The sequence below is a fragment of the Shewanella inventionis genome (genome assembly GCF_019931735.1).
GTDB lineage: Bacteria > Pseudomonadota > Gammaproteobacteria > Enterobacterales > Shewanellaceae > Shewanella > Shewanella inventionis.
This window is the reverse complement of sequence record NZ_CP082926.1, coordinates 898,383-914,463: the sequence shown is the minus strand read 5'-3', so window position 1 is coordinate 914,463 and position 16,081 is coordinate 898,383. Positions and strand designations below refer to the sequence as shown.

At 42.4% G+C, this 16,081-nt stretch carries 14 protein-coding genes; all 14 read right to left on the bottom strand.

The window, feature by feature from the left end:
• Positions 1-33: 33 nt before the first annotated feature.
• Positions 34-615: an MSHA biogenesis protein MshF gene (locus K8B83_RS04245; RefSeq protein ID WP_188739634.1), complete on the bottom strand. Its 582-nt coding sequence runs from the start codon at positions 613-615 to the stop codon at positions 34-36.
• 32 nt (positions 616-647) lie between these two features.
• Complete coding sequence (locus tag K8B83_RS04240) at positions 648-1,862, bottom strand: type II secretion system F family protein (protein ID WP_188739635.1); 1,215 nt, start codon at positions 1,860-1,862, stop codon at positions 648-650.
• A 2-nt stretch (positions 1,863-1,864) separates the two neighbouring features.
• Positions 1,865-3,625, bottom strand: coding sequence for a GspE/PulE family protein (locus K8B83_RS04235; protein ID WP_188739636.1), 1,761 nt, complete (start codon positions 3,623-3,625; stop codon positions 1,865-1,867).
• Positions 3,622-4,908 carry a tetratricopeptide repeat protein gene (locus tag K8B83_RS04230; RefSeq protein ID WP_188739637.1) on the bottom strand — a complete coding sequence of 429 codons (1,287 nt, stop codon included), beginning with the start codon at positions 4,906-4,908 and terminating at the stop codon, positions 3,622-3,624. Before K8B83_RS04230 ends, K8B83_RS04235 begins: the two co-directional genes overlap by 4 nt.
• Positions 4,908-5,843: an ExeA family protein gene (locus tag K8B83_RS04225; RefSeq protein WP_188739638.1), complete on the bottom strand. Its 936-nt coding sequence runs from the start codon at positions 5,841-5,843 to the stop codon at positions 4,908-4,910. Before K8B83_RS04225 ends, K8B83_RS04230 begins: the two co-directional genes overlap by 1 nt.
• A 19-nt stretch (positions 5,844-5,862) precedes the next feature.
• Positions 5,863-7,515, bottom strand: coding sequence for a pilus (MSHA type) biogenesis protein MshL (mshL, locus tag K8B83_RS04220; RefSeq protein ID WP_188739639.1), 1,653 nt, complete (start codon positions 7,513-7,515; stop codon positions 5,863-5,865).
• Positions 7,516-7,528: 13 nt separating this feature from the next.
• The gene (locus K8B83_RS04215) at positions 7,529-7,864 is read right to left on the bottom strand and encodes an MSHA biogenesis protein MshK (protein WP_373284922.1); all 336 of its coding nucleotides are present in this window, start codon (positions 7,862-7,864) and stop codon (positions 7,529-7,531) included.
• A complete protein-coding gene (locus K8B83_RS04210) occupies positions 7,848-8,504 on the bottom strand; it encodes a type II secretion system protein M (RefSeq protein ID WP_223419214.1) in 657 nt (218 codons plus the stop codon). Before K8B83_RS04210 ends, K8B83_RS04215 begins: the two co-directional genes overlap by 17 nt.
• Entirely contained in the window at positions 8,501-9,121 is a 621-nt protein-coding gene (locus K8B83_RS04205) for a PilN domain-containing protein (protein WP_188739640.1), read from the bottom strand. The genes K8B83_RS04210 and K8B83_RS04205 overlap by 4 nt, the downstream gene beginning before the upstream one ends.
• Positions 9,118-9,999: a biogenesis protein MshI gene (locus tag K8B83_RS04200; RefSeq protein WP_223419213.1), complete on the bottom strand. Its 882-nt coding sequence runs from the start codon at positions 9,997-9,999 to the stop codon at positions 9,118-9,120. The genes K8B83_RS04205 and K8B83_RS04200 overlap by 4 nt, the downstream gene beginning before the upstream one ends.
• A gap of 434 nt (positions 10,000-10,433) precedes the next feature.
• Positions 10,434-12,341: an RNase E specificity factor CsrD gene (gene csrD / locus K8B83_RS04195; protein WP_188739642.1), complete on the bottom strand. Its 1,908-nt coding sequence runs from the start codon at positions 12,339-12,341 to the stop codon at positions 10,434-10,436.
• Between the two features lie 297 nt (positions 12,342-12,638).
• A complete protein-coding gene (locus tag K8B83_RS04190) occupies positions 12,639-13,886 on the bottom strand; it encodes a malic enzyme-like NAD(P)-binding protein (protein ID WP_188739643.1) in 1,248 nt (415 codons plus the stop codon).
• Positions 13,887-14,315: 429 nt separating this feature from the next.
• Positions 14,316-14,528: a 50S ribosomal protein L31 gene (rpmE, locus tag K8B83_RS04185; protein WP_188739644.1), complete on the bottom strand. Its 213-nt coding sequence runs from the start codon at positions 14,526-14,528 to the stop codon at positions 14,316-14,318.
• 150 nt (positions 14,529-14,678) lie between these two features.
• Entirely contained in the window at positions 14,679-15,926 is a 1,248-nt protein-coding gene (locus K8B83_RS04180) for a hypothetical protein (RefSeq protein ID WP_188739645.1), read from the bottom strand.
• Positions 15,927-16,081: the final 155 nt, after the last annotated feature.

The window sequence follows — 16,081 nt, the reverse complement described above, 5'->3', positions numbered from 1 at the left end:
CTTATTAAAATTTTAACACCAGCGATAGTTTTTTTACTTATCTGCTGATAAAAATATCACCCGTCCTGTTAGCAATTGATAACTTAAACTTGCTTGATTAGGAGAGGCATACCGACACACCTTGTCTTGGTCATGGTAAACCACAGATAACGCTAACTCACTGGTTTGGGTTGCTAATAACTGTTGCCATAGCCGTCTGCAACCCTCGTCATCAAAAGTATCGACGATTGGCCATCCTTTAGCAGATAATTTAATCCAATTATCTGTGCCAATTAACTCTGCTTCGCCGCTATCAAGTGGCGCCGTTAGCTGTCCATTTTTTGACGTTTGTGATGTAGCATCACCCTCAGTACTTTTAAGCACATTTGGTGCCACATCATACCAAGACAATAACATTTTATTGGGTCTTCCTGATGTCAACCATTGGCTTCGTACCATAGCTAAGACATTCAAAAGCCGATTATGTTCAAATGCTAAACCTTGGCTGGTTAAATTAGGTTCAGTTTTAACATAACGCGCCCCTAATATTGCCAATATAATGAGTAACACCACAATGGCGATCATTTTGCCATACACTTTAAGCAAATCATCATCGGCTTTTTGCTGACTTAGCATAATGTTACCCAAAGTGTAATGAACATAGCGTGTTAACCACCTTTCACTACTTTTAGCATATCCCACATCGGTAAATAGATACCCAGCGCAAGGATCAGCACAATACCTGCCACAAAACCAATTAAAATGGGTTCTAATTTCGCGGTTAAATTTTTTAAATCGTAATCTACCTCACCCTCATAAAAGTCTGCTGCATCATTTAATAGTTGATCAATTTGGCCGGTTTCTTCACCCACTGCCACCATTTGCAGCACTAACGGAGTAAACAAATGGCTAGCATTAGACACTCTGAGCATAGAATCACCAGACTCAATACCACGGCGCATTCCTACAATCTTGTCATGCATATACGCATTGTCTACCGCATCCGCAACCAGACTGAGAGCCTGGGTCATGGGTACGCCGGCACTTAGCATCATCGAAAAACTGCGGCAATACCGCGACAAGGTAGAGCGCTCAATAATGGAGCCAACAACCGGAATATGCAGTTTCCACAAATCCCATTGTTTTTCGCCTTTTTTAGTATGATGCCAATAGCGGATCCCAACAATAACCCCAACGATGGTCACCAGCATTAACGCCCAATAATTCACAAATAGGTTTGAGGTTGCGATAAGTATCTTTGTTGCCCAAGGTAAATCGGCGCCAAAACGCGAAAACATATCGGCAAATTTGGGAATGACCATAATATTTAAAATAACCATGGCAACTGTAATCGCAATGAGTACAAAAATAGGATAACGCATGGCCGCCTTGATACGTCGGCGGGTTTCTTGCTCACGCTCTATGTAATGCGACAATTGAATAAATGCATCCTCTAATTTACCTGTATTTTCTCCAACGTGGATCATCGATACAAATAGCGAATCAAATACATCTGGGTGCTGGTTCATTGCAGAAGATAGCGGACGACCAGAGGTTAATTGCTCAGAAATATCATCCAGTGCTAATTTCATTCGCGCTGAATGAGTCGTTTCAGACAAACCTGCAATCGCTCGCAATATCGGAATACCCGAACGTGTTAGTGAGTACATTTGCCGAGTAAAAATTTGCAGCTCTTCTAGCGAGACTTTGCTTTGAAATAACGCTACCGAAAACGACTGTTTAGGCTTAACCTCTGTGAGCTCTAGGGGAATTATGCCCCGAGAAAGCAACACATCTGCTGCGGCGCTTTCATTGGCAGACTCCAGCTGCGCCGTAACAGATTTACCTTGTGCATTACGTCCACGATATTGATACGTTGGCATAACTAGGCCCCAATGTCTGGCTGGTTAACAAGATCAGTTGATAACGCCATATTTGACTCGCTGACATCCTCAAACAACTTAGCCACTTCTTCTAAGGTGGTTGTCCCTTGAAATAAATACTCCATCGCTGAATCCGCTAATGGAATAAAATTGGGGCTTCGAACGGCGGCTCTAGCAAAATCTTGTGGGTTACCAGTGCGCATCGCATCAATCATATTTTCATCAAGTTCTAGAATTTCAAAAATACCAATTCGACCACGATACCCCGACCCATTACAGGTTTGACAACCACTACCTACCTTAAACGTAGCACGGTTAATGTCTTGTTTAGTCACACTAGACAGCCAGCTTCGTTCAGCAGCGGAGGGGTGATAATCAACAGCACAATTATGGCAAACTCGTCTAACTAAACGCTGCGCAATAATCACTCTCAGTGCGCTAGCCACCAAATAACTTGCCGCCCCCATATCGAGTAAGCGCAGTGCGCTGGTTACCGCGTCATTGGTATGTAAAGTTGATAATACAAAGTGACCGGTTAATGCGCCTCGCAAGCCAATTTCAACGGTTTCTTGATCACGCATTTCGCCCACCATGATGATATCGGGGTCTTGACGAAGCGTAGTACGCAGCACATTTGAAAAGTTTAAACCAATTTTATGGTTAACCTGCACTTGGTTAATTCGCGGTAACTGGTATTCAACAGGATCTTCTACGGTGATAATCTTTCTATCTGGCGTATTTAACTCGCTTAAAATACCGTATAAGGTGGTTGTTTTACCGCTACCCGTTGGTCCGGTAACAAGTAACATGCCATGAGGACGTTTAATTTGTTTGCGAATGCGCGCCACAATATTTGGCGGCATCCCAGTTTCATCTAAGGTGCGTAAGCCTGTGGTTTGATCTAACAAACGCATCACCACTGATTCGCCATGATAAATCGGCATGGTCGACATACGCACATCAATTTTATGACCTTTAATTTCGATATGAAAACGGCCATCTTGGGGCATACGTTTTTCTGAAATATCCAGACCAGCCATTAACTTAAGGCGCAGCACCAAGGCCGAGGCAATATTGACTTCACTGAGGCTATTTTCATGTAACTGACCATCAATACGTTGGCGAATACGTAACACCTTTTCACCCGGTTCGATATGAATATCCGACGCGCGCATTTGCACGGCATCTTCAAATATCGACTGTAACAATTTAACCACTGTGGTTTCATTGTCGGCATCACCTTCAGTTAAGCTGCTGAGATCAAACATATCATCTGCGGCATATTCTTCTTCAAGCTTGCCTGCAATCTCAGCTATCTGACCCGTTCGGCGATATAAATTGTCAAATGCATCGAGCAATTGTTGCTCAGGCGCCACCGCAAGCATCAATTGTTTTGGGGCAACTAACAGTTCTAAATTATCAATAGCTTGCAAGTCGGCTGGATCGCTCATGGCAACCAAAACATGATCTACTGCATTTTCAACCACTAACGCACGGTAACGTCTGGCCTGTACTTCAGGCAGAATATTAACCACTTCAGCTGCGATGGGTTTGCGGCTAATATCAAGATAAGGCAAATTAAGTTGCTGAGATAAAAACTGAAGCAATTGGTCTTCAGTGATGCAATTTAAATCAATGAGAGTGCGACCTAGTTTTTTCCCGCTGTTACGTTGCTCTGTCAACGCTTGCTGTAATTGTGCTTCGGTAATGATTAGCTCTTGTACCAAAAGATCACCTAAGCGCATCTTTAACTTTGGTTTCATCGGTTTTCTCCTAGTTGAGCTAATCGGGTTTCAATAAAATTCATGGCGGTTGTCGATAATCCTTCATAACTTAAAGCAGAACGATAAGCTTGAGCTGCGGGGATATATTTTTGCTGAGAATCTAATGCGTAACCAAGCCCCATCCACCAGCGAGCTTGCGTTGACTCGACAAGTAACAAGCTGCGATAAGCCTGCTCTGCTAACACAAAATGTTGAGTGCTTTGAGCCAATTCAGTTTGAGCTACCCATTTATCTCTTGCCCAGCTTGAATCATCAGGAATACTCGCCAATGTTGTTAACGCGCTGTCATAAGCCTTTTCTTCTGCCTGGATCCGCGACAAAATCACATAAAACTCCCACTCTCGCGGAAACATACTTATGCCACTTTCTAATAAGCGCATCGCGGTTGTTGGGTTATTTTGCGCATAATAAATTGCCACTAGTTGCTTACGCGCCTTGTGTAAATTTGGCTGTAAAATAATGGCCTCTAAATAAAAGCTTGCTGCGTCATCTAGCTCTTGTGCTTTTTCAGCCTCTAGCGCTTTTCGATATTGCAATTGCGCCATTTGTGCTTTCGTGAGAACCACCTCTTTAACTGTCATATTACTTGGCGTCGATACCAATACGGGCTTTTCTACAGGAGGCTCTATCTCATTTTTTGTTGACGCAACAGCTTGCCCTTTAGGCGTACTTTGAGCCGTTAACTCTACTGTTGTGGTATCTGCCGCGCCCTTGGTTGACGCTTGCGCCGCCGTACTTATTGCTGGAACGGTATTTTGTGCATTGCTATCAAGTTTATCTGCCGGCTTAGCAAGCGTTTCATCGACCATGCTAGTTGACTGATGTTGAGTCATATCAGCCTGAGCCACAATCGATGAGGCTTGTTCATTAACCAATTGGCTTGGCATTGCCGTTTCATTGATTGCTACATCGGCCTCAGGCTCAGCCGCTACCGTATCTGTAGCTGCGCCGCTTAGCTTATTAACGTCATTAATAGGTGCTTGCGGTATTGATTGAGGCGCTAACTCTGCTTTGGCCAACTGAGGTTCATAAGGTGTCTCAGCCTGTTGATACGCTGAAAAACCAAACCAAAGCGCCGGAACTAGCAGCAACAAACCAAGACCAATGGCAATCAAAGGAAAACGCGATGGCTCGGCTTGATAATATTGAACTTGCGGGCGTACAAACTCCCCCGCTGACTGGGAAGATGTCGGTGTTGATTGCTCAGATTCTGGTTTTTGACGCTGCTCTAAATCTCGCAGCATTTTTATTATCACACTCATTAATGCTCACTTATCCGTGTCAACCACTCTGCGCCTACCTCTGTCAATCCCAGCGTTAGCATCAGTGTCAACAATAAAATAATCGCTAACATGCTCGCGCGCGAAAAACCTGTTCGCTCAGTTAAATTAATGTCTTCGGTGTCTCTTATTGCTGCACGGCAATGCTTGGTTAACACCTGCTGGCGGCCCTCTCCATAACATAACAATAAACTTTTATGAGCCAATATATTCACTAATCTAGGGATACCACGTGCTGCTTTGGCTAATAATTTAATATCACTTACGCCAAACAAATTTGGCCCTTGATAGCCGGCAATACTCAGTCGATACTGAATATAGGCCTGTATTTCATCCCAACTTAACGGGCGCAAGTGGTAACTAAAAGTAATACGTTGGCGCAATTGCCTAAATTTAGCTTGTGCTAGACGATTATCCAACTCCGGCTGACCAAACAACACCACCTGCAATAACTTACGGCTCTCGGTTTCTAAATTAGTAAATAAGCGTAACGCCTCAATACTGTCGTCGGGCAACGCTTGAGCCTCGTCTAGCACTAACACCACATGATAGCCCTGATGATTTAGCTCAAGTAAGCGTTCGTGGATCAAACGGGTAAGTTGCTGTTGGTCTAGTTTATTGGGTAACGAGAGCCCTAACTCGGCCGCTACGGCAAAGCGTAATTCTTTTGGGCTTAGGTATGGATTAGGCAAATAAGCGCAATGGTATTGAGTCGGCAGGTCATTCAATAATTTACGGCAAACGAGTGTTTTACCGGTTCCGACTTCACCAGTGACTTTGATAAAGCCCTCACCGGTCTCTAATGCTGTTTGCAACACTTGTAGCGCTTCAACATGGGGCGCTAAACCAAAAAAGAACCCGGTGTTTGGCGTCAACGTAAAGGGAAGTTGCGCCATACCAAAGTGTTGCAAATACATAATTAATTAGGTTCCAAGGTTACTTAGAAGGATACCAGCGCTCAATCAAATCTTGCGAACGCTTTAACTCATCTTTCCAAGTGTCGAGCCCTACCACTGTGGGCTTAAGTAAAATAATTAGCTCCGTTTTTTGTTTAGAACGACTGCGGCTAGTAAACGCTTCGCCCAAAAATGGAATATCTCCTAATACAGGCACTTTCGACACGGTTTCAATGTTTTCACTCTTCATTAAACCACCTATCACAACCACATCGCCTGATGCCGCCCTGATAACAGTGTCTGACTCACGGATCTCACTTTGTGCCAATGGTAACTCTAAGGTTGAGTCGCTAATTTGGATAACTTTGGTTTGCTCTTGTACATCAATCACCGAAGGGTGAACATGCAATAACACGTTACCGTTTTCATCAATTTGCGGGGTAACATCTAACGCAATACCAGAAAAAAACGGAGTAAGTTCAACCTCGGGAGTGGTTACTGTGGTTGTAGACGACACTGTGGTAGTCGACACATCGGTCACGAAATATTCATCATTACCCACTTTAATAACTGCTTTTTGGTTATTTGAGGCCGTAACACGAGGGCTTGAAAGCACATCGACATCACCTTGAGTGTCGAGCAAATTGATCATGGTGCTAAAGTCAGTACCTTGCACATTAATGGTTGTCACACCGCCGATGATTGATGAAATCGTATTGCCTAAGCCTTCACCGGCTGAGGTACTAAAATCAACGTTTGTATTACCAACGTGACCAAGCACATTATCCCATTGAATTCCTTGCTGAAAATCATCAGACAAGGTCACTTCTAAAATTTTAGCCTCTAAAATCACTTGGCGCTGCAAATGGCTTTCTGCTTTGTTTAAAAATGTACGAACCTGTCTTAATTCATTTGGGTACGCTCGGATCGTCACAAGGCCAGCCTGAGGGGTTACAACCACTTGTCGACCTCCACCGGTTTCGCCAATAATCGACACTACCGTTGCTTGCAGCTCACCCCAAAAGTCAGTTTTAGTTTTAGAACTGATAAAAGTGCCATTGCTGCTTTCATTGCTACTAGAATTACTGTTACTGCTCGAACTAGAGTTGGAGTTGTTATTGTTATTATTGCTACTACTTGAGTTATCGTTATCGTCTGAAATGCGCCCTGAACTCACAGACGTCAGCGACAAACCTTCACGCTGCATATACAGGTAATTAAGCGGATATGTTTCGGTTCTCATCCCTGACGGAAACACCCGCAAAATACGCCCCTGACGGCTTACTTCATAACCGTAAATATCTTCAACTACTTGCAAGGCTTCAGACAAGGTAACCGCTTTTAGTGATAACGAAATGCTACCTTGCACATCAGGGTGTACAGCAACACTCAAAGGTGTGTCTTTAACTAAACTTGGGAAAAACACACGGGCATCAACATTGTTAGCCGACACGTCAAAACGGCGCTCAGCAGGTAATGCCTTTGCCGATGCAAGTACATCACTGCCATTTAATTCTCGCTGAACTTCAGCAGGCATTGTTGCCGGTGGCGGCGTAACGGCAGCATTAGCTTGCGCCTGCGCTCTTGACTCAGACAACGCTGATTTTACTGTCTTAGGATCTGGCCTGTCTGTCGTTTGACAAGCAATCAAACACAGCGACATCAGAGGGGTAACATATTTAATTACTTTCATTTTTATTCTTATCCTATCGCTCTGTTATCGACTGAAATAACTGAAGTTTTCTACCATCTGACAAGGTAACACTGTCCTGACCTATAGCGGTAATACGCAGGCCAATACCACTTATACTGTCACCCACGGAGAGAATATTATTATTAATGACAGCATATGCACGCTGCCCATTTACAATGCTATTCAGTACCAAGGCTTGCTGGGAAACATGGCTGGCCTGGGGTGCGGTATAACCTTGGCTAGGTAACGTGGGATCGCGCAAGGTTTGTGCTTCAGCCTGGCTCACAAGCAGTATTATCAAACTACTTGCAGCAACAGCCAAAGTGGTAACACTAATGTTGTTTCGCAACACTGATAAAGTCCTTATTCACACTCAGTGTGTAAAGTTCTAATTGAACCAACGCATTTGGATGTGCTTCAACACGATAATCCAGGCGTTTCCAATAAAGTTTGTCGGGCATATTTTCCACTGCGGAGACAAACGCTAAAATCGCGAAAAAATCACCTTGAAGACTCAGCTTGATGCCATGGCTGAACAAATTAACCGAACTGTTATCGCCCATATCTAATAACGGCGTTGGTGCAATAGAAGCAAAGGATTTCAGCGTGACTCCTTTCACATTGCCCAATAAGTTCGCTAGTACCCTTGGCATATAATCCGCAGGCACCATATCAACCATTTGAGCGTCTAGTTCGGCGTCAACCGCTTGCATTTTTTCGTTTACCAGTTGCAAACGTTGCTGGTAATCCTTGTTAGGGTCTAACTGCAAACGCGCTTCATACAAGGCGATTTGTTGGCGTGATATGTCATTTTCTTGATGTAATGCTGTTAACTGTTTTTGGGTAGTCTGATGTTGTTTCCAAAGAGATTCCAAAGGTAAAAACAACAACATACCAACGACAACCACACTTGCTAGCGCAATTAAAATACGTTCACGCTGACTGAGCTGATTAAATTTTTCACACCAAGTTGCCCATTGTTGCTTCATTGTGAGGGCTCCTTGTCAGAGATTTGGCTGGTTAATTTGAACATTAGCGGCTGATCGTCACCTCTGTCCATCGTCATGGCAGAAAATGCATAACCCTTTAATGTCTCAGTGTTTTTCAATTTATCAATCCACAATGGCACACTCTGAGGATTACGACCGTAACCTTCAAACTCTACCCGTTGCGGCCCATTATCTTGCTGCACAATACTAATATGGCTCAGCCACACATTTGCATCAGCAACGCTGGCCAAGTCGGTCAGCATTGGCGAATACCCTTTACTGATTAGGTTTTGACGCTGGCTCAACTCATCTTTTAAGCGTATTTTAAGCTCAAGGCGTTGCTCTTCTAACTCAACTTGCGCCACTAATGCGCTATCGGGTTTTCTTGCGGCGATTTGTGCTTCTAGAGCAATTTTTTGATCATTTAATTGCACGTTGTCATGGCTAGCTTGCTGTTGTTTGGCCTGTAGTTGTTGTTGCTGCCACATCACTACTCCATACAACACAATAAAAATCACAACAAACAACCCCAACACCGACATAAGACGCGTTAAAGTTAATCGTTGCTGTATAGGTAATAAATTGTCACTGTATAAATTAACGCTGGTTTTTATCACACATCACCTCGAGTTAACTCTTGTAACGCTAACAGAGCCAATAAGCCACTAATACCATCATGGTTTGCGGCATGTACTTTTTGGTTAAAATTAGCGCCTAATAAATTGGCTAGCGCACTGCTGTCACCATCTGCGGCAATGGTAATTGAGGCCACGGGAGCTTGGCGAAGTTGGCTTTCGAAATAATCCATAGACCGCTGGACTTCTAAGCTTAAATTATCAGCAATTTGCTGTTGTAACTCTTGATATGTCGCATTGTTTAGCTGATTAAATCCCCGCACTCGTCGTTGCATTAACACTTCATCAGCCTTGACCACCATAAGCAGTAATTCCTGCTGCGGCAAATGCGCAACCATCATGTGCGCCATATTGTCATTGGGCAATATGTGCCTGAGGACTAACTCTTCAATGCTAATGCCAGCAATCGTTAAGCCGTTTACCTCACAAGCCGACACTATCTGCATCATTAATTCACGACTCGTCACAACGACATTCACTTTAGCGCTAGGAATAATGCTGGACTCAAAATAATCTAAATGTATATTGCCTACCGGTTCAGACACCATGTCTTTCACCGCCCAAATTAATGCTTGCGCAATTTCTGCTGGCTCCACATTGGGTTTATCTGCTTGTAAAAGTTGGTAATGAGCATAAGACAAGACCAATTGCATCCGCACATGGCCAAATTGATCTTTTACCTTTTCAAAGGCCTGGTTCCAGTTATGTTTTGTGACGGGAATTTGCGTGATTACATGAGTAGATGTACCTTTTTGGGGCTTACAGACCCACAATGAACTGTCGGCGACAAAAACACCGATATCACCCGTTGCGTTGGATGACTTCCAGAAGGCCAATTTACTCAACAAACCACTTTTCATTACGCATCCCATACTCACTAACGTGATAATTATTCTAGATTATTGGTTTACTATACGATGAAAAACTAACAAAAACCTAGTCTAAGCCCAAAATACTGAAGAAATGATGACTAGGGCGTGTTTATCTTTGCAGGTGAATGCTGTTCAAGATAAAAACGGATTAAGCGTGACCGGTGGATGCAGCCTTGCAATCTAAGTAACATTTGCTCAATAAAGCTAAATCCGTTTTAACCGCCCCTTCAGGCCGCATTTGTTGTGCATTTAATCTTTAAGTGACACCCAATAAAATGACCGACACTTAAGCTAACCAGCAATATAATGTTTTAATTTTGTTATAATAATAGCAATATAGCATACCTTTCTAAAGTAGAGCGCAATCGCAACATAAACAAGACTTTTTACATGTACAGACCAAGGTTTGATTATTTCTCAAACTAACGGTCAACAATTTGCTCTAAATACTCACCCTGAGCTGCACTTACACCTAAAATTTTCAATGTTTGCCATTCTTCAAAGCACTCAACCCCTTCTGCAATCACTTTAACTTCTGCGCGATATAAACCACCAATCAAACTACGAATAAAAAGCTGATTTTCAGACCGTTGATGCACCTGCCTCACAATTGAACGATGCAACTTAACCAAATCAAAGTGATACTCTTGGATATAATGAGTGCCAACAACATGCTGCCCAACATGATCTACCGCCAATTTTGCTCCCATTTTTTTCAGCATATCTAAGGCCTTAACCAACGCAGGATTGCTTTGATGTTTAACAATAATGTCTTCTGATATTTCAAAGATAAGCCTAGCGGCTAGAGGTCGATGCTCAAGCAAAGTAGATTGTATCCAACGCACAAATGCCCGGCTCACCAAGGTATCTAAACTCAAATTGATACAGTAAGTCGCCTCATTGTTAGGCATTAATCTAAACAATACTTGCTCGATTATCTGCCGTTCAATTTGCGGCATTAAGCCACACTTGTTGGCCATAGGAATAAATAAAGTCGCACGTACGTCATTACCTTGGTTATCGCGCGCCCGGCTAAATACCTCATAATGCAATACCCGATTATCGCTATCGACAACGGCTTGTTGCAGGGTAAAGAAACGTTTTGCTACTAATGCATTTTCAAGAAAACTGCGCCACCTAACCGAGCCCTTGGCAATTTCTTCATCAACTGCGCCTTTGTCATACATAAACCAGTTATTCACACGCTGTAGCTGAGCCGCACGCAGTGCCATTTCAGCTTCTTCAATGAGTTGAACTTGTAAATCACCAGCTTTAAAAAACGCGCTACCTAAATGCAAAAAGTTATCAGGGTTGCCCAAACCATAAAAAGGTAAGGCCAGGCAGGTTTTAAGCACTCGCTGAGCCAATTGATCTGCTTCTGCCAGCGATAATTGTGGGATCACAATAACTAATTGTTGATAACTACGGCGGGCAAAAATACTGTCTTCATATTGTGCTAACACCGAGGTGATTGCCTCAGTCGTTAAGGTAAACATTGCTTTTAAACCGCTTTCGCCTAACTCTTCTTCAACAAGATCCATGTCGTCAAATTCAATCAACATCAGCACGCCATGAGCAATCATTTTTTGATTATGACTTAATGCATCCAGGCGGTTTTGAAAAAAGATTGCATTACCAATTTGCGTTTGTTTGTCTAAAAAAGTGTCTTTACGAATAAACTGATCTAAACGCCCACGCTCTTTATGAGCATCATCTAAATCGCTCAACAGCTTTGTTATCGCTCGATTAATTATTCTGGGTTTGCCATTTGTCGACTGTTGCGTGGCTTGCGCTAAATTACCCTCTAAAATGAGCTTGCTGCGTAAAGCAAGTTGCTCAATACCATCAAGCTCGCGGGAATACCAACCATGACCAAAACGGACAAAAATACCAATCGCAATAAACCCCACAATCAGCGCTAGCCACTCAGACCAACCAAGGTGGTGAAGTGCAAAAGGCGGTGGCATGGTAAGTGTTAACAGTAAGCCATTTTCAAGTTGGTTCTGGTATAAGGTGAGACGATTTCTGGCCACACTGGGGGTTTCTTGATGATATTCATAAAGTATCTCCCCGCCCTGGCTCAGCGTAAAATCAACAGCATTATACGCGGACAGCACCGGAGGTAACCAAGTTGCAAATTGACTATTTGTCGACTGTTTACTGTGTTCAACCAATATGGTTTCTAACTCAGTCACTTTTTGTTGCTGAAAAGCATACGTGAGCTGTATAAAACTCATTACTGCGCAAAGAAGAAACACAAACGCGACAGCTGCTAATGAAAGTAACCAAAAACTGGTTATTTTTTTTGTAAGGATCTTGGTGAGTTTCATTTATCCGCTATCCTGCTGGATTTATTTTTATGGTCTAGAGCATGTTGATCGTTGCAGGTTGAATGTTGTTCGAGACAAAACGGATTAAACGCGGCGAGTAAATTGCCGCTTAACAACCTCGGATCCCTTTTTAGCCCTATCTTTCGCGGTAAAAACACCTTGAAAAATCAACACCCCCTAACTCAAATCCGCATCAGTATAACGATTGCGCTACAGAAGTTCACTGTTCGTTTAAGCCCATGTAATAAAAAAGGGGCTTTCGCCCCTGTTTACTTATCGTCTAGTTCGCATAATTCTTTAGACGTTATATTCGCTCGGCAATGTGGTGATTTTTGCTACGCCAGAATCGATTGCGGCTTGAGAAACGGCGCGAGCTACAATCGGAAGCAATCGCGGGTCCATTGGTTTTGGCAAAACATAATCAGCACCAAAGCTTAATGACGTCACTTTAGGGTAAGCGGCGAGTACGTCTGCGGGGACAGGTTCTTTAGCTAAATTAGCGATTGCGTACACTGCCGCTAATTTCATTTCGTCGTTTATTACCGATGCGCGTACATCTAATGCGCCTCTAAAAATAAACGGGAAACACAATACATTATTAACCTGATTAGGGTAGTCACTACGTCCTGTACCCATAATTAAATCCTGACGAATGGCATGAGCCAGCTCAGGCTTAATTTCAGGGTCAGGATTAGAACAGGCAAAAATAACCGGATTAGGTGCCATAAGGGCGATATCTTCAGCGGTTAACAAATCAGCGCCCGACAACCCTAAAAATACATCTGCGTCTTTAATCACATCTTGTAAGGTGCGCTTGTCAGTATTATTAGCAAACAGTGCTTTATATTCGTTTAAATCTTCACGACGAGTATGAATAACCCCTTGTCTGTCGAGCATGTAAACATTTTCGCGCAGCGCTCCACACTTTACTATCATGCTCATACATGCGATAGCGGCAGCACCAGCCCCTAAACAGACAAATATTGCATCATCAATTTTTTTTCCTTGAATTTCTAACGCATTCAACATCCCCGCAGCGGTAACAATAGCCGTACCGTGCTGATCATCATGAAACACAGGAATATTACAGCGCTTAATTAACTCTTGTTCAATTTCAAAACATTCTGGCGCTTTAATGTCTTCTAAATTAATGCCACCAAAAGTGTCGGCGATTGACTCGACAGTATTGATAAAGTCTTCAGTGGTGCGATGTTTCACTTCAATATCGATTGAGTCAATGTTGGCAAAACGCTTAAATAAAAGCGATTTACCTTCCATTACAGGTTTTGAAGCTAATGGGCCTAAATTACCAAGGCCTAAAATAGCTGTGCCATTAGAAATAACAGCAACCGTATTGCCTTTATTGGTGTAGCGGTAAGCATTTTCAGGATTAGAGGCTATCTCTCTAACAGGCTCTGCAACTCCTGGGCTGTATGCTAATGCAAGATCATGACTAGATTGAGCCGGTTTAGTTAAACATACTGCCGTTTTGCCTGGTACGGGGAATTCATGATAATCGAGTGCTTGTTGACGAATATCTGACATTGTATACATCCTGAAATGCGCGATTGAGTAAAATTGTGACTAGCATCTCAAATAGTACTGATAATGCTAACCGTCGAAACATTTTGTAACGATACGCTATTGCAGTGTTGATATAAATCAAAAAGTAAGTGATAGGATGTGTTGCCGAGCAAAATTTAGCTTAGGTTTTGTTAATCAAACTAAACGAACATGAATATATATAAATCAAAGAGTTAAAAATGTAGGAAAATAACAAGATTTAAGAGAATAAACGCTTTTAAGCAGCATTATTTGTTATTTATTTTGCTTAAATAACAATAAAAGGACTTTTAAGCTTTTTTGTATTGTTTATCACCAAAAAATAAGTTTCCACGACAGCACAATGTCTGCATCGGCATGTAAAAACAAAAAAGGCGCCCAAGGCGCCTTTTAACGTTAATTGCTAGGCAATTACTTTTTACCAAGCACACCAAAACGCTTGTTGAACTTGTCGATACGACCACCAGTGTCAACAACTTTCTGAGTACCAGTGTAGAATGGGTGACATGCACCACAAACGTCTAAGTGTAAATCTTTACCAACAGTAGAGTTTACTTTAATGACGTTACCACAAGTACAAGTTGCAGTGATTTCAGCGTAATTTGGGTGAATACCAGTTTTCATTGGAGTACCTTAAATTGAAGGCCATGTCGCTATCACAACCCGAAGTTGGACACCACATGAAGTTAATAACAATATGTTTTAGGCGCGAGATAATACAGTGTCTAACAAGCACAAACAAGTAGAATTTATAAACACTCGCCACTCAGAACATTATGATTGCCTTTGTTTGCGTTCAAGCGCTTCATAAGTCAGTTTATCTTTAGCCGCATCTTGGTACTTTAATAACACCGTATTTGATGGGCAATCTAAGTGGCTATCTGCCATTAATAGATAAATTTTCTGTTTATAAAATGCATCAGGGTTAGCATCGAATATCGCCAACATTGCCCCATAAACATTCGTGTTGAGTTGTTGGTGGTTACGCACAGCAACACGCCACAGGTTATCTTTTGGCAATTTATCTATTGAACACAGCTGCACATTTTGCGGTTCAACAATTTGCGATTTAACAACATTGACGCCATCGCTTACTGGAATGTCAGTGCTAATTCTGCTGTGGTCTACTAAATTTTCTACTGGTTTTTCAACGATAAGTGGCTCTTCAGCAATGACTTGAGTAGCGGCTTTGACCACTATTGGACCTCGGCCTTGCTGACTCGCCACAAGATTATCGAATGTGGCTCTATCGACTGCAACATTTTGGTACTTTACAAGGATGCTGGCAGGCGGACAACGCAACGAGCTTTCCATTTGTAACATGCTGATTTTATTTTGATAAAAAGCTTGTGGGTTAGCTTCATATAACGCCAACATTGCGCCATAGATATTTGAACCCCATTGTTTACGGTATCTCACCGCAATTTTCCACAATGAGTCATTAGGCTGCTTAAGAATATTACACCCTTCTAATAACTCCTGCGTTGCCGCGAGCATTGGGGTTTGAGCAACGACTTTGGTGGTTGTGGTTGGTACTGAGGCATTTATTGGCGTAGTTTGCACAGCAACCTTGGCTGGTGCGGCTTGTGCGACTATTGGCGATGACGCCGGAGACTTCATTTTTTTTATCGCAACAGGCTGATGATCGCTAATTGGAGAAACTGGATTAAACAATGGGACTGGAGAATATTGCTGCCATTTCGCGTTACGGTATTCTGAGACAATTAATGCCGCATCCGGATCGCGCAACTGCTCTTTGCCAGACAAAGTGAACACATCACTACCTTGCCTTTCAACATCAAGCTTTTCTAGCACAATACTATCTTGGTAAATCTGACGTAAATAAAAGGTCAATCGAGATAAATCATGGTGTTCAGTAACAACATTAACGGTTAATGTGGGTAATTGACCTTGTTTAAAAGCGGCTGTCTCAATACTAATATGACTGACTTCTGCAATTACCGCTGGAACATACCCCACAGCGAATAATGCCATTATGGCTAACACCTTTGCGCCTTTCATCAAATCAATCCTTTACTTAAAACCGGCCTCAAGACAGCGCAACTGACGCTGTAATTTCAGTGAATACAGACTTTATTATTGTTTTATCATCATCACGATAATATTGTTAAATTATTTACACATCGTCTTATTTTGTTTAAATAACCTGTATTAAT

Bases quoted from the DNA above. Each gene is read 5' to 3' on its own strand.
- K8B83_RS04180 (WP_188739645.1), bottom strand. From the start codon at position 15,926: ATGAAAGGCGCAAAGGTGTTAGCCATAATGGCATTATTCGCTGTGGGG.
- K8B83_RS04235 (WP_188739636.1), bottom strand. From the start codon at position 3,625: ATGAAACCAAAGTTAAAGATGCGCTTAGGTGATCTTTTGGTACAAGAG.
- K8B83_RS04240 (WP_188739635.1), bottom strand. From the start codon at position 1,862: ATGCCAACGTATCAATATCGTGGACGTAATGCACAAGGTAAATCTGTT.
- K8B83_RS04245 (WP_188739634.1), bottom strand. From the start codon at position 615: ATGCTAAGTCAGCAAAAAGCCGATGATGATTTGCTTAAAGTGTATGGC.
- K8B83_RS04190 (WP_188739643.1), bottom strand. From the start codon at position 13,886: ATGTCAGATATTCGTCAACAAGCACTCGATTATCATGAATTCCCCGTA.
- mshL (WP_188739639.1), bottom strand. From the start codon at position 7,515: ATGAAAGTAATTAAATATGTTACCCCTCTGATGTCGCTGTGTTTGATT.
- K8B83_RS04225 (WP_188739638.1), bottom strand. From the start codon at position 5,843: ATGTATTTGCAACACTTTGGTATGGCGCAACTTCCCTTTACGTTGACG.
- K8B83_RS04200 (WP_223419213.1), bottom strand. From the start codon at position 9,999: ATGAAAAGTGGTTTGTTGAGTAAATTGGCCTTCTGGAAGTCATCCAAC.
- K8B83_RS04210 (WP_223419214.1), bottom strand. From the start codon at position 8,504: ATGAAGCAACAATGGGCAACTTGGTGTGAAAAATTTAATCAGCTCAGT.
- csrD (WP_188739642.1), bottom strand. From the start codon at position 12,341: ATGAAACTCACCAAGATCCTTACAAAAAAAATAACCAGTTTTTGGTTA.
- rpmE (WP_188739644.1), bottom strand. From the start codon at position 14,528: ATGAAAACTGGTATTCACCCAAATTACGCTGAAATCACTGCAACTTGT.
- K8B83_RS04230 (WP_188739637.1), bottom strand. From the start codon at position 4,908: ATGAGTGTGATAATAAAAATGCTGCGAGATTTAGAGCAGCGTCAAAAA.